The organism is Cellulomonas jepli, assembly GCF_047229345.1.
Taxonomy (GTDB): Bacteria; Actinomycetota; Actinomycetes; order Actinomycetales; family Cellulomonadaceae; genus Cellulomonas_A.
The window spans coordinates 1-21,500 of the sequence record NZ_JBFTER010000088.1 but is presented as its reverse complement, the minus strand read 5'-3'; the positions used below and the strand labels follow the sequence as shown (position 1 = coordinate 21,500).

Sequence of the window (21,500 nt, the reverse complement as noted above, 5' to 3'; positions counted from 1 at the left end):
GCGTTCCACGCGTTCTTCGGCGTCGCGCTCATGAGCGGCGAGGCGCTGCTCGTGGCCGACTGGTTCGGGCTGCTCGGCCGCGACTGGGGGCCGCCCGCGCTGGCCGACCAGCAGCGCGGCGGGGGCGTCGCGTGGGGCATCGGGGAGCTGCCGACCCTGGTGCTGGCGATCGCGGTCATCGTCGCGTGGTCGCGCTCGGAGGAGCGGGTCGCGAAGCGCCGCGACCGCGCGGTCGACCGGGACGGCGACAGCGAGATGGACGAGTACAACGCGATGCTCACGCGCCTCGCCGACCAGGACTCCCGCGGGCGCTGAGCGGCCCGCGGACGAAACGCGCGAGGCGCGAACCTCCGCGTCCCATACCCGCACTAGCCGCAGTCTGCTCGGCTTCACACTGGACGAACGCGGTGATCGGGCCCCGATGCGATTCTTCGATCATCGCCGGATTGAGCGGCCGTCCCGGCGCCACAAGGACGCGACTAGCAAGACTCTGCAGGCAGAGGTATGTGCATCAGCGCGGTCGCCCTCTGCCTAGGAGAACCTGTTAGACGTCAGGGTGGCGGGCACCCCTGAGGACGCCAGCGACTACGGCGGCTGCCGCCAGCACGTAGACGCCCAACTCGGGGATCGCTCCCAGACGAGTTGCAGGCGTGAGCGTGGTGCGCAGCGGGAGCGTGGCGACGAGCTCGTCGGCGGTGAAGAGCTCAGTGCGCTCCACCACTTCACCGTCGGGAGTGATCACCGCACTGACGCCGACCGTAGAGATCTGGATGGTGGCCCGGGCGTGCTCGGCTGCGCGAAAGCGTGACATCGCCAGTTGCTGCGTCGACTCCTGCGATCGGCCGAAGGAGGCGTTGTTGGTGGGGATCACGATTAGTTCCCCACCCTCGCGGACGCCCTCGCGGATGATGTCGGCGTAGGCCACCTCGAAGCAGATCCCCGTCACGACGGGGACCGACCGAGCCAGGCGTTCGATGGGGATGGTGGCGACCGCAGGTGCAGCCCCGGCCACCATGTCGGTGGCGATCCGGTCCACCAGGGGGGTGAGCTGGCGGAAAAAGTTGCGGTAGGGCACGAACTCCCCGAAGGGCACCGGGTGCTGCTTCGCGTAGGCGGGACCGGCGCCTTCTCCGGCTTGCCACACGATCATCTCGTTGAAGCGGACGTCCTCGCCGTCAGGGAACCGCTGGGTTCCCAGCAGCACTGGTGCGCCGGCGGCTGCAGCTGCGGCGTCCACAAGGCTCGCCTGGGCCGCGTCGATGCGCGGGTCGATGTCAGCAGCGCTCTCCGGCCACAGGATCACGTCAAGCTTTTCCGCTCCCGCCGATGCCAGGACCCGTTCGGTGCCGCGTGCGTGGTTGGCAGTGACCTGCCTGGCCTGCTTGACCCAGGGTGCCCCTACGGTCGGCACGTCACCCTGGACCGCCCCGATCCGGAGGCGCCCGGTCTCCTGCTCCGCCTGGACCGGAAGAAGTCCCGGACCGATGGTCAGAGCGAGGGCTCCGGCGGCTGCCAAGGCGCCAGGCCCTGTGCTCCTGGTGAGCGCCAGCTGCCAGGACGCAGCCAGCGCGGCGGCGACCAGGACCACGACGGCAGAGACCAGGATTTCGCCACCGTAGGGCGCCAGTCGCAGCCCCGGGGCGTCGGTTTGGGAGAACGCCAGGTATCCCCAAGGGAAGCCGCCAAATGGCCATGACCCGCGGAGCTGTTCGACGGCCACCCAGAGCACTGCTGCGGTCGCCGCCCGCACCAGGGCCTGGTCGCAAATCCACGCGGCCCGCTGCGCATAGGCCCACAGCACAGCGAAGCCGGCGATGTAGGAGGCCTGGAACATGCTCAGTGCGATCCAGGGCAAGGCCGAGCCGGTGGCGTCGACCGCCCACTCGACATGGGGGAGGAAGAAGCACAGTCCCCAGGCCAGCCCGGTTCCTGCTGCTCGGCCAGGGCTGGTCTTGCGCAGCGCGGTGAGCAAGAGCGCGACACCGGCGAAGGCCAATGGCCACCAGTTCCGGTCGGGGAAGGCCAGGTTGGTCAGCCAGCCGCCAAGGGCCGCCAGGATCACCGCCGTACGGTGCGGGACCGGTGTGGCAGGCGCACGCGTCGGCCGAGAGCCTTGCGGATTGACGCTCCCCGCTTTCGGCAGTGTGAGGAGACCGAGCAAGGGCGCTTCTCCGTTGTTGGGGTCGGGACTGAGAGTACCGGCGGGGTGAGGCGGCCTCGGCACAGTTGGCAGCAGCTGCTGCCAACCCATGGGGTCAAGTGGTGCTCAGAAAGGAGCCGCATCGAGCGCATGTTGGCGCCATCGGAAACGGCCGATAACGATATTATGACATTCAGGCCTGGCAGTACCCGGTGTGCGATACGGACTGGATCCAAGTGTTAGAGCGCGGGCTAGCGGCCTGGTTCGTGCACCGACGGCTGCTGTTCGTAGCTCCTCGGCCCCATATCGCGCTCGCCCACCGACACGTCGACGGCACCCCAGCAAGACTGGGGTGCCGTCGACGTGTCTGGGCGCGTGTGAGCGTCGGGCCGGTCGCCGTCAGTGGCGTCCGCCACCTCGGCCGGAGGTGAGGGACTCGACCATGACCTGGTGGATGAAGGTGTTCTCGTAGACCCCGGACAGGCGCTCGGAGCCGGGACCCATGGCGGTCACCGGGACGTCGACGTTGGTGTGGCCGGTGGTCGTCCAGTCCACGACGAACTGGAAGCCGGAGTCACGCACGGCGAAGGGACCATCCTCGGCGGAGACACCGGTGCCGGACTCGTCGTTGGGGCCGGTGTCCTCGACGGCCATGCCCCCGGTCTCGTGGTCGGCGGTGGTGACGATGAGGGTGTCCTTGCGGTGCTGGGCGAACTCCACCGCGGCCGCGACGGCCTTGTCCAGCTCGAGGACCGCGTCGATGGTGCGCTGGGCGTTGTTGGAGTGCGCCATCTCGTCGACGGCCTCCTCCTCGACGACCAGGACGAACCCCTTCCTGCTCGTCGAGAGCGTCTCCAGGGCGGCGCGGGTCATCTGCTCCAGGGACACCACCGGTGCATAGATGTCGCCCTGACCCTCCGGGCGCTGCTGGAACATCTCCTGGTTGGCGAACAGACCAAGCAGCTTGGGGGCGTCCGCAGCTGCGAGCTCCTCGGCGGTGGTGACGTACTCGTAGCCGAACTCGCCGGTGGCACGCTCGACCAGGTTGCCGGCGTTGCTGCGCGAGCCCTCGGCCGGGTCCTCCGGCGGAGCGTCGGGGAACGCGCCGGGGTCACCGGCCGGGTACCAGAAGTCCTCCCCGCCCCCGAGCAGGACGTCCACGCCGGTCTGCTCGATGTACTGGCGGGCGATCTCCGTCTGTTCCGAGCGGTTGGCCACGTGCGCGCCGAACGCCGCGGTCGAGGCGTCCGTGACCTGCCCGGTCGTCACCAGGCCGGTCGCCTTGCCGGCGCGCTCGGCGACCTCGACGAGGGTGGGGACCGGGGTGTTGTTCAGGTCCACCCCGATCGCGCCGTTGTAGGTCTTGATCCCGCTGGCAAGGGACGTGGCGGCAGCGGCGGAGTCGGTGATGAAGCTTCGCGGATCGGCGGAGTCGGTGTGCGCCAGGCCGGCGTGCTCGAGGCTGTCCATGACGAGGTTCCCCTCGAGGCCGACACCGGCCAGGCGAGCGGCGTTGCGGTGAGAGGCGCCCATGCCATCACCGATGAACAGGATCACGTTCTTGGCGCGACCGGCGTCGCGGCCACCGCGCTGGGCGTCCGCAGACTCGGCGGACGACATGGTGGAGGCCAGGCCAGTGGTGGACAGGGCGGCGGCAGCGATGACAGCGGTGACGCGGGCGGCGGTGCGGGTTCGAGCGTTCGGCACGGTGGCTCCCGAAGGGTCGTGTGGCGATGCCTGCTTGAGCAGCCCGCGACCCTAGGCGCGCCGAAGTGAGCGCCCAGCAAACCTCCAGCGAACGGCCAGCGGAAGTCGGACGAATCTGTCCGCTCACCGCACGGCCCTCTCGCAGGGCATGGACCGAGAGCAGGTGGACCGGCCGCGTTCGCTGCTCCGGACGCCCGGCGATGCCGCACGTCGCATCGCCGATAACTGATCTTATGACACAAAGTGCCAGTCCAGGTCAACAGCCCGGCGGCTGCCCGGAGCGGTGACTCCAAGCTCCTGGCGCCAGCGCGTCGGACCTACTCGTGACGACCTGCTGTAGGGCCGACGGGGTTTCGTGGCCGCTGCCACAGCCGCTACGTGCGCGCCCACGCCTGAGCGTTCGAGACCTTGGTGAAGGCGTTGTAGTGCTACGCCGCCTCTTCCGCGTTGCAGTGACGTCTGGCAACATGCTCGTGACGCAACGGTGCGCAAACTCAGGGGGGCCTGTGCGGGACATCGAAGCAAAAGCACGAGCATTTCGACTTGTCGCAGGCGCGATTATCGCTGTCACGACCGCTTCTCTGTATGCCAGTGCATCGTCTGCAGCGCCACCGAGCTCAGCGATCGATCCTCCGCTCCCGCAGGGTGTCGAATTCGGACACAAGGCACAAGATGAGCCAAGCGTTGGTCCGCAAATAACGACCCCCCCGTGTGTCCTAGCGGCCGATGGCGTGGAAACGTGTGTGACCATCGAGCCGAGTGATCCGGCCTCGCCGTCCCAGTTGAGGCGGCCGGGGCGACCACCATCGGGAGGGAGTGATATCGAGGCCAATCTCCCCACACCGCCACAATGCCGTGACGCCGCACCAGTCGAGAATCAGATAACAAATGTCAACATTTCGAGAACCGAGTCCTGTAGCGCATGGTTCAATGTGCTCCGCGTCCGGCAAACCGTCAATAACGTCACGACGGTGGTAGGTCAGCTCAACTTCTGGATGCGGATATACAACTACAGTGACGCCCGCGGGACGTCCTGGAACTCTCAAGTCAAGATCGTGCCCACATTTGTAGACGGAAAGGCGAAGGGGACAGTAGTTACAGGCGAGGTTGGCTGCAATCTCGTAGCAGGTTCGCCCGGCGGGGTCTGCGGCGCAGAGAGCGCTGGATTTGCTACGAAGACAATCACCGCAACCGAGAACGTGGCTCTCGGTGAATCGACGTGGCGGTACGCCGGCTCGAGTACACCGAGCACCGGGGGTACAACCTGGAGCGTGCGCCTCTCGCCCCCCGGGCTCGCGGGCGGCAGCATTTCAAACGCGTTCGGCGCGGTTCGCTGTGATAACTCCGTCGGGGGTCTTACCGCCGGGTGCATCAACCCGAAGTATATTCCAAGCCTTACGTATTCGCGCGCCGCGTTCCCAGAGTTCGCGCGGCATGTCGAGGGCGCTCAGAACTCGGGGCTGCCGGGTGGTAGCGCGAGCGATCCACTGCGACGGCTCACAGATAACGTGGCTATGCAACGAAACAACACGGTCGCATGCGGGCCCTCCTATGTTCCATCCCCGCGCCCCACGGGGAAGCAATGTGACGAGTACCCGTTCCGGTCTACTTACGAAGGTGCTGCGCTAAGCGGGGGTGGCCCGCGTACCCAATCATGGTGCGGCATCACGCTTCCGCAGCAGCCTTCGACGGGGCCGTACGGGTACAGCATCTGCCTCATAAATGGTTCGCAGAACATGCAGGCAGGCAGCACCATGCTTAATTCACTTTACAAGCAAGATCGGGTGCTCGACGGCGACAAATTTTTCATCAGCTTCAAGCCGTAGCGAAGAGCGCCATGAGCGACGCTTACGCGCTGGTATTTGCTGACTATCATCAGTTCGTCATTGGCGACCCTGAAGCGTTCGCTACGGGTGAGCAGGAGGTCCAGCAGAACCCCGACCCTACTGGGCTCATCATTACTCCACATCGCACGTGGGCGTACATAGCCACAGGCGTATCGATAGGGCCGGTTGCCGTCAACCTGCAGCTGCGATCGGAAGCCCCGAGCAGTCACGGTCTGACAGAATGGGAAGACGTTGCCGAGGTTTCCTTGTTCGTAAGGGATGGGGAGAAGATCGCGACGTTCGACTTAGATCAAAATGGTGCGAGTTTCGCAGCGCTTGCGCCGGCGTCGGGTTGGCATCGAGTTCGCGTTCATGCCCGCGGCCGAGACGAACGTTACGACCTTTCTACAGACGTCCCGGTCGAGCAGTACCTGATCGAGGTGTGGCGCGCGCCATTCAGACGCGCCGAAAAGGTCAAACTCACCAGCGCTGCAGGGGTTAGCCTCCTGGCAGCGTGGGGCGATCAAGGCGAAGGGTTTACGCCGTGAGCCTGGCTGGCAACTTCAGGCACGTCGAAGTCCGTTCCCGCCGTCCACCGCACGGCCTGCGGTAGGGGCGAGCCCGCGTGCACGTGCGAACCCGACGACCGCGAAAGCGGCAAAACGACGCAGCCACTCCTGCCTGCACAACTGGCAAATCATCTCGGCGCTGAGGGGGCCGGAGGGCCAGTGAGGTACTCCGTCACGTCGATGCTGCGGCCGTCGACCTGGAGTGAGGCGGTGAGTGCGGACATCATCTGTCTCTCCGAGGGCAAAGCCTCGCGCTCGGCAGGGGGCAGGGAGTCGTAGGTGTATGTCGCCACCGCCACGGGCGCCGCGGTGGAGCTAAGGGCATAGCGCACGGTGCTCTCGTTCTTGTCTGCGCAGAGCAGCAGGCCCACGGTGGGCTGGTGCACGGGTAGGCGTAGACGGTCGTCGACGAGGGAGACGTAGAACCCGAGTTGGCCGGCGTAGTCGGGCTTGAACTTGCCCATCTTGAGCTCGACCACGACGTAGCGGAGCTGGGCGACGTGGAAGAAGAGGAGGTCGACGTAGAAGTCGTCGCCGTCGACGTCGACGTGCACCTGTCGCCCGACGAACGCGAATCCGGCGCCGAGCTCGCGCAGGGTTTCCATGAGGCGGTCCATGAGCGCCTGCTCGAAGTCGCGCTCGGCGACGCCGTGGCTCAGACCGAGGAAGTCGAAGATGTAAGGGTCCTTGGCAAGCTGCTGGGCGAGCTCGGAGTCCGGCGCGTCGAGGTGGGCCGGGAAGTTCGACGGCGCGGCTCCGAGGCGCTCGTGCGCGCGGGACATGATCTGGTTGAGGAGCACGTTGCGCGACCACCCGTGGGTGTCCGCGGCGGCGGCGTACCAGTCGCGCGTGGCCGCGTCGTCCAGCTTGTCGAGTAGGACGGCGATGTGGCCCCACGGGAGTCGTCCAACAGGCTGTTGGACGATTGCCTCCCCTGGCCAGGCGGCCGCGAAGGCGCGCATGTAGTACATGCTGCTGCGCCGGAGCCCGGTCATGTCTGGGAACTCGGCGCGCAGGTCTGAGGCGAGCCGGTCGATGACCTTCGCGCCCCACTCTCCCGCATCTTGACGGGCGCGGATCGTCTCCCCGATTCGCCAGTAAAGGGCGAGGAGCTCGGTGTTCACGAGGCGGTGCGCGCGGTGCCGGGTGGTGCGCACCGCAGTCTTGAGGTCGGCGAGCACCGCGGTGTAGTCGGAGGGCAGCGTCAGCTCGGTGGACACCTCGTCATCGTGCCGCACCACGCCCACGCCAGTGCTCAGTGCCGCCGCTCAGCGTTCGTGTCCCGGGGACGCTTGCGTGCGGTGCCGGGTCACCGCGGGGTTGGCTCGAGCGGCGACCCGCCGAGCGGTGTAGGTCTCCGCATCCAGCAGTGGGCCGCCTGGTCCTCGAGGTAGCGCATCGTGTCCGGCTGTGGGGCCCCCTCGACCGCGGTTACGCGGTAAGTGTGCAGTTCGCGGACGACGGGGTGGCGCTCGGCGACCTGGCAGGCGACGTCCTCGCACACGGACCGCTCGTCGCGACCCGCGGGGTAGAGCGACCCGGAGAACGAAGCGGGTACCCACCGCCCACCCAGGCCGGGCCCCTCCCCCGCGGCGATCCGGCGCTCGGCCTCGAGGTAGCCGTCGCGCCACCGATTGGCGACGCGCTGCTGGGTGACCTCCCGGGGTGCTTCGACGTCGACGATGGTGACGTCGTACCCGGCTTTGGCCAGGGTCTGGAGCATCTCGTCGGCCCGCGCGTGGTCTTGGCGAGGGTGCCGTCGAGGATGATGTTCTGCCCGTCCCGCAGGGCGTGCTCGACCGCGGCGCGGTTGAGCAGCGAGGACTCCTCGTGCACGAGGGCCGCGAGCTCGCGGGGGTGAACCGCTCGCCCTGTGCCTCGAGCTCGCGCACTGCGGGCGCCTTGAGGAACGCTTCGTAACTGCCGTCGGCGAGGGCCTGTTCGAGCAGATCGTCCTTGAAGTCGTCGCTGTTCAGGGTGCGCCAGTTCTCGCGGTCGGCTTCCGGTTCGCGGCGCTGGGCCAGGACCTGGGTCAAGACGCTGGTTTTGTGGTGCTCGAGCACCGCGCGGGTCCAGCCCTCCTCTGCGGCCGGGGCGGCGTACCAGTCGCGTTCCGCGCGCGTGTTCAGCCGCTCGAGCAGCACCACGACGTGTCCCTAAGGCAATCGGCCAACAGCCTGTTGGCCGAACTCCTCGAGGGTCGGCCAGGCCTCGGCGATGCGGCGCATGTTCTTCAGGTTCGACGGGGACCAGCCGCGCTGGTCGGGGAACTCTCGGCGCAGGTCCGCGGCGAGCCGGTCGATCACCTTGCTCCCCACTCGGCTGCGTGCTGCCGATCGAGGATGTCGCGCCCGATCGACCAGTAGGGGCGTAGCACCTCGGTGTTGGCCGCCCGTGCGGCGCGCACCTGTGCGGTGCGGACACGCTGCTTGAGGGTGGCGAGGAACTCGGCGTACCCGGCGGGCTCGAGGTCAGCCACGAGGACTCCTGTAGATGAGGTCGGACGGTGTCCGCACCGCAGCATTCTGCACCGGCCGGAGCAGGTGCGTGTCGGTGGGTCGATTCGACAACGGTGCGGTGTGCCCGTCTTCGCAGTCGGCGATCGCGTACCTGCTGCGAATGCGGTCCAGGCATGGGTGCAGGTGGCGTTCGTGCCAGGTCGCGAGGTCGTCGCCGGGTTGCGTGGCCTGGCCGGCGGCGAGGGCCGCGGCTTGCCAGGAGGTACGCAGGGCGGCGAGCTCTTCGGCGACGCCGCGGTGCGCGGGCCAGCACGGGCGCACCCGGACCTTCAACGGGAGGTCGTAGGTGCGGTGCAGCCAGTCCACCCACTCCCCGAGCACGGCCCAGTCGTCCGGTTCGGCGACGTCGACCCACGCGTGCGGCACAGGTGCGGGTTCCGGGTCGCTCGTGGGCTCAGGGGCGGGTTGGAGCTGGTCGAGGCGGCGGGCGACCTCGAGCACGACGGTGCGCAGCTCGTCGATCTCGGCGGTGGCGCCGCGCGCGGTGGAGCGCATGACGGCCTCGAGCTCCCCGACATGGTCGAGGAGCCCGGACAGGGCGGCCATGAGGTCGTCGGTGTCGCCCTCAGTCACTGGTGGTCACCACCTCGGGCGGTGCGGGGGTGAGGCGGCGGGCCTGGGTGGCGTCGCGTTCGACGGTGAGTTGCCCCCCGTCGGGGCGGGCGTACCAGGGGGTCATGCGCAGCAGGATGGGTGGCTGGTTGCGGTAGATCAGCAGGGCGTGCCCGTCGGGGATCTGGCGGGCTTCCTCGGGGCGCAGGGCTTTGCGGGAGGTGGTCTGCTCGTTCGTCGAGGTGGCCCGCCCGGTGGCGGTGTCGTAGCTGGTGGTGGAGCGGGTCAGCTCGACCTCCCCGACGAGTGCGGCGTACCGGCCCAGGGCGTCGGTGTCGGTGAGGCCGCCGAGGGCGAGCTCGGCGGCCATGTTGTCGATCAGGGCGTTCGCGCCGTTGGTGCCCCACCGGCGGCGGACCTGGCCGATGGACTGCACGGCGAGGATGAGCTGCATGCCGAACCCGCGGGCGTCGGTGCCCAGGTCCGGCAGGTTCGGCAGCGGGGCGACGTTGGCGATCTCGTCCCCGACGATTCGCAGCGGCGGGTCCAGGCGCCCCCCGGGCAGGCGGGCGGCGCGGGTCTTGGCGGCGTCGACGACCTCTTGGAGGAGCATCGCGCACAGCGGCGCGACGTTGGTGGAGGTGTTCTGGTCCGCGACCAGCACCAGGGTGTCCGCCGAGCCGACGAACGCGGCCGGGTCGAACACCGGGACCCCGGGGGTGGGGGTGACCCAGGCCAGGACCTTGCGCATGGCGAGGGGTTCGAGGGCTTGCTGGAGAGTCTGGCGGGAGGAGGCGACGGTGTCGTCCGCGCCGGTGGCCACCGAGCGCAGCAGCCCGGCCCACATCGGTTCGGCGAGGGGGTCGGTGGAGGTGCGGATGATCTCCTCGGCGACTGCGGCGCGCTTCTCCAGGTTCATTGCCCAGTCGACGACGTCGGCGATCGTCCGGTGGTCGAGGTCGGCGGCGTGCAGGAGCCGGGTCAGGGCCGAGCTGGCGGAGCGTTGGAAGAACCCGGCGTTGGTGGAGCCTTTGTCGTCCGCGGACAGCCCGGAGGCGAACGCGAGCCCGCGGGAGGTGGCTCTCTCCCCGTCCCGGCACCCGGCGACCGGGTCCCACACCATCGGCTCGGGCCATCCGGTGCGCTCGAGAGGGTCGAACACCCACACCCGCCCCAGCCGGGCGCGCCGGGTAGCGACGACGTCGAGGATGTCGGCGCGGGTGCAGGTGATGACCAGCGCCCCGGGGGCGGTCGCGGCGGCGGGGATCATCAGGTCCCGGCTCTTGCCGGCACCGGTGGGGGCGACGATCAGGGCATGGTCCTCCAGCGGGAGGACGACCGGTTCCCCGCTGACCGACTCCCCCAGCCCCAGCCCGACCTCCTCCACTCCGGCTCGCCGCCGGGCGGCCCCGGTCAGACTGGGCCGGGTCTGGGCGGCCTTCGCCCGCGCGGCCTCGATCCCGAGGGCGGTGCGGACCGCCGCGTCGCCGGCAAACCCCTTGCGCGCCCGGCGCCCACGCCGCCACCTGCTCCACGCGAACGTCGCCGCGACGAACACCGCGAACAAGGCCACCACCAAGCCGACGAACACCACGACAGTCGCCGTGAGGCTCTCGGCCTGGGCGCCCTCGAGGCCGGACAGCGGGTGCCCGGCGATCACGGCCCCGAGCGTGACGTCGACGTCGTCGACGCCGACCCCGTCCGCGGTCAGGACGACCGCCAGGTGCCAGAGCAGCACCGCGCCGGCGACCAGAGCGACCAGCGTCAGGTTGGCCTTGGTGCGCCAGGAGATCAGCGGGGCAGTGTGGTCCTCACGCCCGAGCTCGGCGCTCACGAGCGAGTCCCGGCGGCGAGCATGGCAGTGTCGGTGTTGGTCAGGCCCCGCTCGAGCGCCGAGCGGATGTGCTGGACGTGGATCTCCGGGCGGGACCCGATCTTGAGCAGGTGGTGCCCCGCCTGGAGGTTGCGCAGCGTCGACTTCGACCCGGGGTCGAGGTTGTACAGCCGCGCGACGGCCTCGACGTCCTCGTCACGGTCCTGAGCGAACAGGTGCGCGGTCTGGGCTTCCTTGAGGATCGCGATGGCCGGGTCCCCGGCGGGGATGTCGGCGACGTGGTGCAGGGCAGCGATGTTCGACAGACCCAGCCCGCGGGCGAGCTTGACGTTGCGCTGCAGCACCCGCCCACCGGGCCCCCCGACCAGGGACCAGCCCTCCTCGGCGACGAAGTTGGTGCGCAGCCCGCGGCGGCGGCGCAGGGTCCCCATGAGCCACACGTTCGCCACCGCCATCACCATCGCCAGGGCGGGGCCCTCGTCGGGGAGCTGGGAGACGTCGAAGACGGTGAGCCGGTCCGCGAGGTTGACCGCGCGAGAGGTCGGCCCGTCGAACAGACCTGTCAGCTCGTCATCGAGCAGCGCCGAGAGCAGGTGCCGCACACCCAGGCCCGCCTGGTGCATCCGCTCGAGCGCGGCCGGTGAGTAGTCGGCGAACTCCGGCAGGGCGTGGGAGCGCCCGTCGGCGCGGGTGACGACCCGGCCGAGGTGGAACAGCAGGTGCTCCAGGACCGGCTCGATGCCGGCGGCCTCGGCGGCGCGCAGGGTGGCCTTGTGAGCGGCGCGCAGCGCGGCGTCTTCCCACTTGTCGAGCGGGAGGCTGTCGTTGGCGAGCTCGGCCAGCGCAACGAGCAGCTGGGCCTGACCGGCGAGCCCGGAGACCTCGAGGATCGCGGGATCGAACACGTTCAGCCGCACCCCACCGCCCCCGATGACGAACCGCAGAGGTTCGGCGCCGTACTGGCGGGCGATCTCGCAGTACTCGCCTTCCCCGCCCTCGTCCTTCTTGTCCATGACGACCACGCGCCGCCCGCGCATCACGAGCGGGCGCAGCACGTAGACGGTCTTGATCAGCGAGGACTTCCCGGCCCCGACGACCCCGAGCAGGACAACCGCCGGGGAGGTGATCTGCTTCTTCTCGTAGGCGGTGAACGAGTCATGCGCGACGAGGGTGTTGGACAGGCGGTCGCGGCCGATGATGATGCCGGCCTCGTCCGTGGGGGCGGCCACGAGGGCGGTGTTGAGGATCTCGGCCTGCCGGGTCGACGTCAGCGCCGGCTCCGCGACCGGTGCGTACCAGCCGCGCCGAGCCCGGCGGGGCTTCCGGCGCAGCCGGTACCCCTGCGGCTCAGGCAGTTCCATGACGCCCGCAGAGGGGTCCTCCTGTCGGGGGGCACGACCCCACCACGACCGGCGCTCACTCGTCTCCGGCGCCTGGGCGTCGGGGCCGGGTGCGGGGGCGACGGCGAACGGCGCGGTCTCCAGGCGTGTGGCTCCGCGCAGCATGTCGCGGCGCTCGGCGCGGCTCAGCGCGTCCAGGTCGATCTCGACGGTGGTCACGTGCCCGTCGGAGGTGATCTTGCCGGGCAGGTCCCGCCCGCCGGTGTGGGTGGTGGGGGTCTCGGGCATCAGATGGCCTCCTTGTGGCCGGCGCCGGCGAGCACGGCGCGCAGGGTGGACGCGGTGGACCGTTCGACGGGTCGCATGCCGCGGGCGATCGGCCACGTGCACGCCATCGCGGCGGCCTGCTGGGTGTCGAGCCAGGTCAGCGAGGAGACCCCGGCGTTCCCTGCGGCTTCGGTGATCTTCGCGGTCGCGTCGATCAGGGCCTCCCTGGTCGGGGCGGAGATCGTCAGGTGCGCGGCCCACCCGGCGCCGTGGTGACCAGACCCGGGGCGCAGGTCCTCCAGGCGCCCACGCGCCGCGGTCAGACCGGCGGCGAGCTCCTCGCTGGTCAGCACGCCCTTCTCCCGCTGCGCCTCGAGGTCGGCGAGGTCTGTGGTGACGTCGGTGCGGGCGGCGTGGCGGGCTGCAGCTGCGGGGACGACGTCGACCTGGATCGAGACGGTCCGCACGATCGGGTGCGGCATCTGCGACAGCAGCGGGGCCAGCCACAGGGAGTCCCGTGGGCCGGTCTCGAAGGCCTCGACGGGCAGCTGGGCGGTGCGGTGCCACCACTGCTCGAGCTGCCCGTCAGGTCCCGGGCCCTGGGTGATCGTGGCGGACCACTCATCGCGCGAGGGGACCCAGGGCGCGTCGACGTGAACGTCACCGGCCTGGTCGATCGGCCATGACGGCTGCTGCAAGTGGCGCAGGACCGCACCGAGCTCGGCCGCGGTGAGGGGCTCGATGTTCCCGAGCTTGGCGCTGCGCAGGTGGGAGCGCACGGTGGCGATCTCGGCTTCCATCAGCGTCCGCCACCCTGCCTGCGCTGGGCCGCGGCGCGCGGCAGCGGCCAGGAACTCCTGGCCCAGCGGCCAGCGCACGACCACGAAGTGCCGCTGGGCGAGCCCGGAGCGAGCGACGAGCTGGACGACCTCGTCGTAGGACGCGACGAGGTCGGCGGGGGCGTCGGGGTCGAGCTGGTCCCACACCCATGCCTCGTGGAACGCCGAGTCGACCGGCACGACCCGGGTGATCGTCTGGACGCGGGAGACCAGAGAAGACGCCGACCCATACCGGGCGAGCAGGTGACCGAAGGACGTCATCGCCGCGTCGAGGTAGGCGTCGGACTGGATCCCCCGCACCTGACCCTCAACCGCGAAGGCCACCGACAGGTGCGCGTCCTCCCCGGTGGGGGCGTGCCACGCGATCCCGGGCACACCGCGCCCGCGCTGCAGCCAGTACATGCCCTCGGCCCCGTCCGGGGCGTCTCGGTAGGCGTTCCACGCCCGCGCCGCCGCGGCCCGCTCCGTGCGGGATCCGCGGGCCTCGTCGAGGCTGTCCGGGCGCATCCACACCGGAGCGAAGTCGGTCGTGCCCAGGCGCACGCGTTCCTTCCACCGGCGACGCTCCTGGAACCGGGCCAGCGGGGACCCGCGGTGGGTGCTGATCGTGGCGACGTACACCAGTCCTGTGGCCAGCGCCGTCAGGACCAGCCCCGTGCCTCCGAGCAGGATCGTCGCGAACGCTCCCGCGATCCCGACCAAGATCAGGCCCACGGTGCGGGTCCTGCTGTGGGAGCCACCGAAGAAGCCTCGACGTCCCCCTTCACCACCCAGCGTGCGCATCAGCATCGGTCGTCCCCCTGGTCAGTTCTTGTTGCGCGGGTTGGCGTGGTCCATGTGCTCGGCGGCCATCGACCCGGCCGACTCGGCCAGGCGGGCCGTGGTCGAGGCCGCAGACCCGGCGGTCTTCGCCACCACCGCCAGCCCCTGGAGCGCGGCCCCCACCGGCGCCCCGACACCAGTAACCTCCGCTGCGGTCCCCGCGGCCGCGGCCTTGTCCCCGACATCGCTGGTCGTGTCCCCGGCCGTGGCCACGGCGCCGGTACCCGACGCCGCCGGCGCGGCCGCGGGTGCCTCCGCCGGTTCCCCGCTGGTCGAGGACTGCCCGCCCGACGGGTCGGTGCCGTCCGGCTCCATCGACGTCGTCGACGACGGGCCCGCCGAGTCCTTGCGGGACTCCAGCAGCCGGGTCGACAGACCACCCGGGCCCGGAGTCGGCTCGGGGCCCGGGTCGTCGGCAGTCTCGTCCCCGGTGGTGGCGTCGCTGCGGGCCAGCTGTGCGGTCTGGGAGTCGGTCTGCGACACCGTCCGCCCACCGCGACCTGCGCTCGAGGACGACGGCAGGCGCATCGACGCTCCTGTCCCGCCCGACGTCGGGCCGACCGGTGCGAACGCCAGCAGCGCGAACGGGCTCAAGGTCGCCATCAGCAGCGCGATCGCCGCGGTCGCCAGCTGGGCGACCATGCGCAGGCCCGGGTCGGTGATCGCCTCGCTGACCTGACCCGTGACGAGGTGGAACGCGATCCCGAGCATCAGGAACAGCAGGACGTGGGAGAAGCACACCCCCACCCACACGCCGGTGACCTTCAAGCCCCGCTCTCGCCTGCGGGGGTTGACAATCCACACCAGCGACAGCGGCAGCACCGCACCGGAGAGGTACAAGGTCACAAGCATCACCAGCAGGGTCAGGAACGCCAGGCCCAGCGCGACGAGCAGGACCCCGTACACCGCGATCGCCACGATCGCCCCACCGGCCATCTGCGCCGGGTCCCCCGTGGTGATGGCGGTGGTCAGCTGCGTGGTGGTCGACCCGATCGTGGAACCGACCCCCCACCGGATCAACGAGTCCGACAGCGCGCCGGTCAGCCTCAGGAGGAGGTTGCCCAGGAGCGGGCCCAGCAGCACCCCGGCGAAGAACATCGGCGCGTAGAAGGCGAGGGTCTCGACGACCTCGTCCCCGGACACCCGCCGGCGCGTGAGCTGGACGAAGTTCCACCCCAGCAGCGCGACGAACACGAAGATGGACAGGGCGAAGGAGACCTTGTACGCCCCGACGAACCAGTCCACCGACAGGTCCGGATGAGTCAGCTGCTCCATCGCCGGCAGCACCGTGGTCGTCAGCCCCGCCGACGCAGCCTGCAGCTGCTCCGCCAGATAGCCCAACGGGTCCACGGCGAAGTCCACGACCTCGGCGACGTTCTCCGCCACGTCGGCCCCGACGCACACAGTCGTGTACCCGATAACTGGAAGATCGCAGAACTCCGGCACTGTCAGCACCCCCCGGCGTACGGCACGCCGATCTGCTGCATGTCATCGACCGAGCGCATCGCGGTCTGATCCCGGTAGTGCCACCGCCCGTCCACCACAGACAGGTGAGTCGAACCACCGAGCCACACGTCGCCGGCTTCCGCGCCGTCGGTCACGTGACCCTCAGCGAGCCACGACACCACGGCCTCGGTATCGGTGATCGACTCGAGGTAGTAACGGCCTTCCGGGAACTCGACCGACAGCGTTGAGCCTTGGGCGTCGATGTCTCCCGACAGACGCGCCGCGGCAGTGGCATCCGCTGCGAGGACCTCCTTGGCGGTCTCAGCCTGCCGGGCCGGGGCGGGGCTGGCCCCTGCCCAGCGCATGAGGGTGGCGGTGAAGGCTGCGGCGCCGGCCTCGGTGAGGGGGGCCTCGCGCTGGGCGGTGAGGACGGCCTGGTCGAGGTCGTCGCGCCCGCCCAGGCATCCGTCCACGAGGGTCTGGCCGGGTGCGCTGCTGGGCGTCGCTGCGGACGTTGCGGTGGTTGTCGGGGTGGCGGTGGTCGCGATGCGCCCGCGGGGGGCGAACACGGCCACGAGCAGCGTGACGGCGGCCAGGGCCGCGACCGCGATGAGTGCGCCCTTGGCCCAGCGGGGAAGTCCGTGGCCCGGCACGGGTGCCGGTGTCCCGGTCTGGCCTGTGGTGGTCATGGGGAGGGTCCCGGTCAGCCGAAGATCAGCAGGAAGATGCCGACGATGGGGGCCAGCGCGATCAGTCCGCCGAGCGCGGCGCCGGCCTGGACGGCTTCCTTCTTCGACTCGCGCAGGTTTCCGGGGTGTCCCCCGCGGTTCTGGGCCATGCCGAGGATGCCGTGGCCGAGGTAGCCGATGGCGACGAGGATCGCGACTGCCCAGAGCCCGCCGCCGAGCTTCTGCCAGATGTTGGTGAAGTCCGCGCCGAAGACGGTGAAGTCCGGGACGATGCCGTCCAGCGGGTTCTGGATCGTGGCGGTGACGGCGTGATGCAGGCCGCCGGATGCGTTCAGCATGGGTTCTCTCCTTCTCAGCCCTGGGTGTCAGGGGTGCGCATGGCGACCCGGAGCGCGTGCACCAGGTCGGTGGGGGGCGCGGCCAGCAGGGCGCGCACGACGGCAGCAGCGGCGTTCGTCCACGCCAGGTGCGAGGCCCGGCTCAGGGCCGTGAGGCTGAGCTCGCCGCCCCGGCGGATCGCGGGGTCGAAGGGGACTTCGACGACCTCGACGTCCAGGCGCGCGAGCCGTTCTCGGACCGCGGCGTCGACGGCCGGGTCCTCCGGGCCGCCGTCATGGCCCAGGACCACCACGCAGCGGGTGACCAGCCCGCCGGTGCGCCCGACCCACGAGCCGGTCTGGCGCATGACGGTCAGGGTCTCCTCGACGCCGGCGAGGGCGTCGAGTGAGACCAGGCACGGGATCACCGCGGCGTCCGCGCTGTACAGGGCGGTGCGGAAGGCGTCGTGGGACGGGTTGTTGCCGGTGTCGGTGACGGTGATCCGGTAGTGGGTGTCCAGGACGCCTCGGACGGTCAGGACGTCTCGAGCGGTGAGTTCCCCGCGCAGGTCGGTGGACCCGATCACGTCCGCGTGGGAGGTCTGCGGGGCGGTGTAGGCGCTGAGCTGTCCGGCGGTTGTCACGTTCGCGGCGTTGGCGGCGAGCTGCGCGAGCCCGGCGCCCGGGGTGCCTTCGGCTCGCCGAGCCAGGCTGCCGGTGGAGTCGGTCGACTCGACGGCGCACACGTACCCGCCGCGCACGTCGGCCAGCACGTCGGCCAGGAGCAGCGTGGTGGTGGTCTTGCCGGCCCCGCCCTTGGGGTTGAGCGTCACGACGTTCATCGCCCGCGGGAACGTCGCCTGCCGGATGGTCGCGACGGCGTCACGGTGCGCGAGCTCGTCCGTGCGCGCGGCCAGGTGCAGCCGGCCGCCGCTCGCGCGGTTCCAGCGGCCCCGCCATCCCCACTGCGCCGGCGGTGCCGGGAGCGGCGTCTCGACCGCACTTCCCCCGTCCCCGTCCCCGTCCTTGGCCCGGGCCGTGCCTTCTTCGCTTTCCGCGACCGGGGCGACCAGGGCCAGGTTCACGACGGGAACGCCTCGCTCGGCGGTGTCCACCGCCCCGGGGGCGTCGAAGTCCGCCGGTGGGGCTTGGCCTTCGCGGTACTGCTGCACGCGCCGCGCGCCGCTGAACGGCACGTACCCGGCTGGCTGCTGGTCCGACATGGAACCTCCCTGGATGATCGAATCGCTTATAACAGTGCCCTATCACATCGTGATGACGCAAGAACTAGTTTTCTGGGCGTTATCGCTCTAGGTTCGGTGCTGTGACGACCGTCTTCTGCTTCGAACGAGCGCATCGCGCGTGGGACAGTGCCTTCACCCGTGCGCTGTCCGAGCGCTGCCGCTGCACCCTTGGAAGGGCCGATGCACCCGCACCTCATGGACCTCGACGGCGTGGCTCGCACGCTCGCGGTGAGCAGCGTGACCGCGCGGCGGTGGGCCAGCGACGGCAGGATCCCGGGGGTGCGCATCGGGGGGCAGTGGCGCTTCTGGGCGCCAGCGGTCCTAACGCGAGCAGTCGGACCCGAGGCGGCGAGCCATGTGCCGGCGCTGCCGCCCGGTCACGCGGAGCCTGCGATCGTGGGGACGGCGCAGCTGGCCGAGCTGCTCGGCATCCACGAGCAGACCGTCACCGTGCTGCTGCGCAAGGGCGCGATCCCGGCGACCAAGGTCGGTCATCAGTGGCGTGCGTACTGGCCGAACATCCGCGACCGGATCGCGGCCGGTCTTCCGCTGATCGACCCGACCGAACCCGAGGCCCCCTCGTAGAGCGCATGCCATCCCATCCCCTGCGTTCCTGCGCCGATGTCATCACCGGCCCTGCCCGGGGGGCAGCCTGCCACGCACCACTGACCAGTTCGCCGGTTTTGTCCCACGGTCCAGTCGCTGGATCGGGGGACGTGCGATGAGGAAGACGCCCGTGGTGATCGCCGGGGTCGTGCTCGCCGGGCTCTCGAGCTGCGGCGCACTGACCTTCTTGATCGGCGGCGCCGGCGCGGGTGGCGCCCCGCCCAGCGGTGGCAGCGGGGTGCTCAACGCCGCTGCAGTCCCCGAGGCCTACCGTGCGGCCCTGATCGCCGCAGACGACCGGTGCGAGGGGATCAGCGCCCCGGTGCTCGCCGCCCAGATCGAGGCCGAGTCCAACTGGAACCCCGCTGCGGTGTCGTTCGCCGGCGCGGCCGGTCCGGCGCAGTTCATGCCCGGCACCTGGGCCAGCTGGGGGCAGGACTACTCCGGTGACGGCGTCGCTGACGTCCACGACCCCGCCGACGCCGTCGGGTCTCAGGCGAGCTTCATGTGCTCGCTCTATGACCAGGTCGGGCGCGCTCTCGAGGCGGGCACAGTCCGCGGAGACCGGCTGCAGCTGACCCTCGCGGCGTACAACGCCGGCTTCGGGAACGTCACCAAGTACGCCGGCGTGCCGCCGTTCCCCGAGACCCAGCGGTACGTCGAGCGGATCCTGGCCGCGATCCCCCGCTACACCTCCCTCGTCCCCGGCGCCGTCGATGCCGGGGGCGGGCCCGCGGTCTCGGCCGACGGCACGTTCCGGGTACCCACGTCCGGGTCCGGGCGCCTCGACCCGTCCAACCTGTGTCAGATCCCCTGGGCGAACACCGGGCTCGTACTGCGCTGCGACGCCGCGCAGTCCCTCGCCGAACTGAACACCGCCTACGCCACGCAGTTCGGGGGCGACCTGGGGATCAGCTCGGCGTACCGGGACTACGCGAGCCAGGTCGCCACCAAGGCCACCAAGGGCGGCCTCGCGGCCGCCCCGGGCACCTCCAACCACGGCTGGGGCCTGGCCGTCGACCTCGCGAGCATGTCCGCCGGGTCGCGGCAGTACGTCTGGCTGCGCGCGAACGCCCCCGCGTACGGGTGGGACCACCCCACATGGGCTCGCACCGGTGGCAGCAAGCCAGAGGCTTGGCACTGGGAGTTCGTCGGCACACGATGAGAGGCACCATGACCAACCACCCCGCCCGCACCGCCGCACTTCTTGCGGCCCTGCTGACGCTGAGCGCCTGCGCCAGCACAACCCCGCAGGCGCCGGTTGACTCGACTCCCCCGAGCTCGACGACATCGACGAGCTCGACCAACCCGAGCGAGCTCGTGACCGCACCGGACCCCACACCCAGCAACGCCGATAACGGAACATCGTCAGGTGCTGACGCCGCAGCGGACGGGGTCGCGCGCACGATGTGGGCGTCTGACTCGCGCACCGACACCACGCCCACCGCGGCCGCCGCACGTGCGACGGAGTGGATGACTCCCGCCTACACCGCGATCGCCACCGAGCCCTTGCCCAGCGCCGGCGGCGCGGAATGGCTCGAGCTCACCGAGCACCAGGGCTACCTGGTCGCCGAGGTCATCGACGCCGACGACGCCGTCCCCGACCGGCCCGCCGACACCCCCACCACGGCCACCCGCATCCGGGTCATCACGCTCACCCCGCGCGGGACGGACGGGTGGACCGGCCAGCCCCGCCAACTCCTGGCCACCATGACCGTCATCCAGCAGGACGGCGCGTGGCTCGTCGATGCCATCACCGTCGACGAGTCCCAGGGCGGCGGCGAGGGCATGCAGGACTTCGGGTAGACGTCGGCGTTCTCGCTATGGAGATGTCAACCGCGACAGCGTACGCGTTAGGGTGATGCTAAGACTTTCGATATCGGGGTCTGCTGGGGGGCATCCGGCAGGATGAGCGGCATGCCGCGCCTGACCACTCCCCCAGACATGCCAGGGGAGGTGGCGGCAGCCATTGAGGTCATCGGCAACCGCGTCCGCGCGCGTGTCCTTCGCGAACTCGCGCTGCACGGGCCACAGACAGCCGTCGACCTCGCCGCCGCGATCGGCCAGCGCCGCGAGGTCGTCTACCAGCAGCTCGTCGTCCTCGAAGACGCCGGCCTTGTCTCAGCCGACGAACCTCCGGGCCGCCGCCTGGGGCGCACCGTTCACTGGACCGTGCGCGACGACGCCGTCCAGAACCTCGTGGCCCGCATCGGCGCCTACCTCGCAGGCAAGTAGCGACACGCCGCGCGAGTTGCGGACATGGCCTAGCGCTATCGATAGGTTCTCGGTCATGAGCACCAAGACACCTGCTCGGGCTCGCCGACCGCGAGGGTCCCTGGACCCCGATCGGACGACGGCGGTCTTCGCGAAGGTCGATGTCGACACGAAGGCTGCCCTGGACGCGATCGCTGACCGTTCGGGTGTCTCTATGGGCGTAGTCCTCGAGCAGGTCGCGAAGCACCTTGAGCTCGACGACCGCGGACTGCCCGTGTGGTGGCCGCAGAACGCGCAGCAGGAGGAGTTGCCGCTGAAGACCGCGTAACAACGAGAGCGGCCCGCCCCTGACGGGACGGGCCGCTGAGACCGAAAGCTCTTCACCCACTTGCTTGGCGGCTGGGCGGTGAAGGGCTCCAGTTGACGCACCCAGGTGCGTCTTTCGCTTGGAGACCACGATAACCCGCGAAGCGGACCCTGCACACCTGCGTTCGAGCGACACGCCGGGTGAACGCCCGTCGTTGGCGACCCCGCACGCGATGTGGTCGGCCTGCGCGGCCGGGATCGCG

At 70.2% G+C, this 21,500-nt stretch carries 22 protein-coding genes; 8 read left to right on the top strand and 14 right to left on the bottom strand.

The window, feature by feature from the left end; translation table 11 throughout:
• Positions 1–315 (top strand): cytochrome c oxidase assembly protein (locus AB6N24_RS17590; protein WP_412870686.1); only part of this gene is annotated, 315 nt, incomplete at its 5' end.
• Between the two features lie 229 nt (positions 316–544).
• Here the strand turns inward: AB6N24_RS17590 and lnt are convergent.
• Positions 545–2,062: an apolipoprotein N-acyltransferase gene (gene lnt / locus AB6N24_RS17585; RefSeq protein WP_412870685.1), complete on the bottom strand. Its 1,518-nt coding sequence runs from the start codon at positions 2,060–2,062 to the stop codon at positions 545–547.
• Between the two features lie 477 nt (positions 2,063–2,539).
• Complete coding sequence (locus AB6N24_RS17580; protein ID WP_412870684.1) at positions 2,540–3,847, bottom strand: alkaline phosphatase; 1,308 nt, start codon at positions 3,845–3,847, stop codon at positions 2,540–2,542.
• Between the two features lie 467 nt (positions 3,848–4,314).
• Here AB6N24_RS17580 and AB6N24_RS23145 point away from each other — a divergent pair, with 467 nt between their 5' ends.
• Entirely contained in the window at positions 4,315–5,673 is a 1,359-nt protein-coding gene (locus AB6N24_RS23145) for a NucA/NucB deoxyribonuclease domain-containing protein (RefSeq protein ID WP_489672061.1), read from the top strand.
• Positions 5,674–5,684: 11 nt separating this feature from the next.
• Complete coding sequence (locus AB6N24_RS17575) at positions 5,685–6,221, top strand: hypothetical protein (RefSeq protein ID WP_412870683.1); 537 nt, start codon at positions 5,685–5,687, stop codon at positions 6,219–6,221.
• A 149-nt stretch (positions 6,222–6,370) separates the two neighbouring features.
• On the opposite strand, the gene AB6N24_RS17570 is transcribed toward AB6N24_RS17575, so the two are convergent.
• The 12 genes from AB6N24_RS17570 to AB6N24_RS17515 all read right to left on the bottom strand — a co-directional run bounded on the left by AB6N24_RS17570 (position 6,371) and on the right by AB6N24_RS17515 (position 18,090).
• The gene (locus AB6N24_RS17570; RefSeq protein WP_412870682.1) at positions 6,371–7,462 is read right to left on the bottom strand and encodes a PDDEXK nuclease domain-containing protein; all 1,092 of its coding nucleotides are present in this window, start codon (positions 7,460–7,462) and stop codon (positions 6,371–6,373) included.
• A gap of 89 nt (positions 7,463–7,551) precedes the next feature.
• On the bottom strand, positions 7,552–7,965 hold the full coding sequence (locus AB6N24_RS17565) for a hypothetical protein (RefSeq protein ID WP_412870681.1): 414 nt from the start codon (positions 7,963–7,965) through the stop codon (positions 7,552–7,554).
• A 433-nt stretch (positions 7,966–8,398) separates the two neighbouring features.
• Positions 8,399–8,548 carry a DUF1016 N-terminal domain-containing protein gene (locus tag AB6N24_RS17560; protein WP_412870680.1) on the bottom strand — a complete coding sequence of 50 codons (150 nt, stop codon included), beginning with the start codon at positions 8,546–8,548 and terminating at the stop codon, positions 8,399–8,401.
• Entirely contained in the window at positions 8,545–8,721 is a 177-nt protein-coding gene (locus AB6N24_RS17555; RefSeq protein ID WP_412870679.1) for a DUF1016 N-terminal domain-containing protein, read from the bottom strand. Before AB6N24_RS17555 ends, AB6N24_RS17560 begins: the two co-directional genes overlap by 4 nt.
• Positions 8,714–9,334, bottom strand: a complete 621-nt coding sequence (locus AB6N24_RS17550; RefSeq protein ID WP_412870678.1) for a hypothetical protein — start codon at positions 9,332–9,334, stop codon at positions 8,714–8,716. Before AB6N24_RS17550 ends, AB6N24_RS17555 begins: the two co-directional genes overlap by 8 nt.
• Entirely contained in the window at positions 9,327–11,147 is a 1,821-nt protein-coding gene (locus AB6N24_RS17545; protein WP_412870677.1) for a type IV secretory system conjugative DNA transfer family protein, read from the bottom strand. The genes AB6N24_RS17550 and AB6N24_RS17545 overlap by 8 nt, the downstream gene beginning before the upstream one ends.
• Positions 11,144–12,775: an ATP-binding protein gene (locus tag AB6N24_RS17540; RefSeq protein ID WP_412870676.1), complete on the bottom strand. Its 1,632-nt coding sequence runs from the start codon at positions 12,773–12,775 to the stop codon at positions 11,144–11,146. Before AB6N24_RS17540 ends, AB6N24_RS17545 begins: the two co-directional genes overlap by 4 nt.
• Positions 12,775–14,307 carry an SCO6880 family protein gene (locus AB6N24_RS17535; RefSeq protein ID WP_412870675.1) on the bottom strand — a complete coding sequence of 511 codons (1,533 nt, stop codon included), beginning with the start codon at positions 14,305–14,307 and terminating at the stop codon, positions 12,775–12,777. The genes AB6N24_RS17540 and AB6N24_RS17535 overlap by 1 nt, the downstream gene beginning before the upstream one ends.
• Positions 14,308–14,397: 90 nt before the next feature.
• Positions 14,398–15,870: a hypothetical protein gene (locus AB6N24_RS17530; RefSeq protein ID WP_412870674.1), complete on the bottom strand. Its 1,473-nt coding sequence runs from the start codon at positions 15,868–15,870 to the stop codon at positions 14,398–14,400.
• Positions 15,864–16,550, bottom strand: coding sequence for a hypothetical protein (locus AB6N24_RS17525; protein ID WP_412870673.1), 687 nt, complete (start codon positions 16,548–16,550; stop codon positions 15,864–15,866). The genes AB6N24_RS17530 and AB6N24_RS17525 overlap by 7 nt, the downstream gene beginning before the upstream one ends.
• Positions 16,551–16,564: 14 nt before the next feature.
• On the bottom strand, positions 16,565–16,888 hold the full coding sequence (locus AB6N24_RS17520) for a hypothetical protein (protein ID WP_412870672.1): 324 nt from the start codon (positions 16,886–16,888) through the stop codon (positions 16,565–16,567).
• A gap of 14 nt (positions 16,889–16,902) precedes the next feature.
• A complete protein-coding gene (locus AB6N24_RS17515; protein WP_412870671.1) occupies positions 16,903–18,090 on the bottom strand; it encodes a hypothetical protein in 1,188 nt (395 codons plus the stop codon).
• A gap of 216 nt (positions 18,091–18,306) precedes the next feature.
• Here AB6N24_RS17515 and AB6N24_RS17510 point away from each other — a divergent pair, with 216 nt between their 5' ends.
• From AB6N24_RS17510 to AB6N24_RS17490, 5 genes are all read left to right on the top strand, one after another.
• Positions 18,307–18,696 carry a helix-turn-helix domain-containing protein gene (locus AB6N24_RS17510; protein WP_412870670.1) on the top strand — a complete coding sequence of 130 codons (390 nt, stop codon included), beginning with the start codon at positions 18,307–18,309 and terminating at the stop codon, positions 18,694–18,696.
• 136 nt (positions 18,697–18,832) lie between these two features.
• Positions 18,833–19,882, top strand: coding sequence for a transglycosylase SLT domain-containing protein (locus AB6N24_RS17505; protein WP_412870669.1), 1,050 nt, complete (start codon positions 18,833–18,835; stop codon positions 19,880–19,882).
• Between the two features lie 308 nt (positions 19,883–20,190).
• Positions 20,191–20,523 carry a hypothetical protein gene (locus AB6N24_RS17500; RefSeq protein ID WP_412870668.1) on the top strand — a complete coding sequence of 111 codons (333 nt, stop codon included), beginning with the start codon at positions 20,191–20,193 and terminating at the stop codon, positions 20,521–20,523.
• Positions 20,524–20,634: 111 nt separating this feature from the next.
• Complete coding sequence (locus AB6N24_RS17495; protein ID WP_412870667.1) at positions 20,635–20,952, top strand: ArsR/SmtB family transcription factor; 318 nt, start codon at positions 20,635–20,637, stop codon at positions 20,950–20,952.
• 55 nt (positions 20,953–21,007) lie between these two features.
• Entirely contained in the window at positions 21,008–21,259 is a 252-nt protein-coding gene (locus tag AB6N24_RS17490) for a ribbon-helix-helix protein, CopG family (protein ID WP_412870666.1), read from the top strand.
• Positions 21,260–21,500 lie beyond the last annotated feature (241 nt).

Bases quoted from the DNA above. Each gene is read 5' to 3' on its own strand.
- AB6N24_RS17500 (WP_412870668.1), top strand. From the start codon at position 20,191: ATGACTCCCGCCTACACCGCGATCGCCACCGAGCCCTTGCCCAGCGCC.
- AB6N24_RS17495 (WP_412870667.1), top strand. From the start codon at position 20,635: ATGCCGCGCCTGACCACTCCCCCAGACATGCCAGGGGAGGTGGCGGCA.
- AB6N24_RS17490 (WP_412870666.1), top strand. From the start codon at position 21,008: ATGAGCACCAAGACACCTGCTCGGGCTCGCCGACCGCGAGGGTCCCTG.
- AB6N24_RS17565 (WP_412870681.1), bottom strand. From the start codon at position 7,965: ATGCTCCAGACCCTGGCCAAAGCCGGGTACGACGTCACCATCGTCGAC.
- AB6N24_RS17515 (WP_412870671.1), bottom strand. From the start codon at position 18,090: ATGTCGGACCAGCAGCCAGCCGGGTACGTGCCGTTCAGCGGCGCGCGG.
- AB6N24_RS23145 (WP_489672061.1), top strand. From the start codon at position 4,315: ATGCTCGTGACGCAACGGTGCGCAAACTCAGGGGGGCCTGTGCGGGAC.
- AB6N24_RS17525 (WP_412870673.1), bottom strand. From the start codon at position 16,550: ATGACCACCACAGGCCAGACCGGGACACCGGCACCCGTGCCGGGCCAC.
- AB6N24_RS17510 (WP_412870670.1), top strand. From the start codon at position 18,307: ATGGACCTCGACGGCGTGGCTCGCACGCTCGCGGTGAGCAGCGTGACC.
- AB6N24_RS17575 (WP_412870683.1), top strand. From the start codon at position 5,685: ATGAGCGACGCTTACGCGCTGGTATTTGCTGACTATCATCAGTTCGTC.
- AB6N24_RS17505 (WP_412870669.1), top strand. From the start codon at position 18,833: ATGAGGAAGACGCCCGTGGTGATCGCCGGGGTCGTGCTCGCCGGGCTC.
- AB6N24_RS17520 (WP_412870672.1), bottom strand. From the start codon at position 16,888: ATGCTGAACGCATCCGGCGGCCTGCATCACGCCGTCACCGCCACGATC.
- AB6N24_RS17540 (WP_412870676.1), bottom strand. From the start codon at position 12,775: ATGCCCGAGACCCCCACCACCCACACCGGCGGGCGGGACCTGCCCGGC.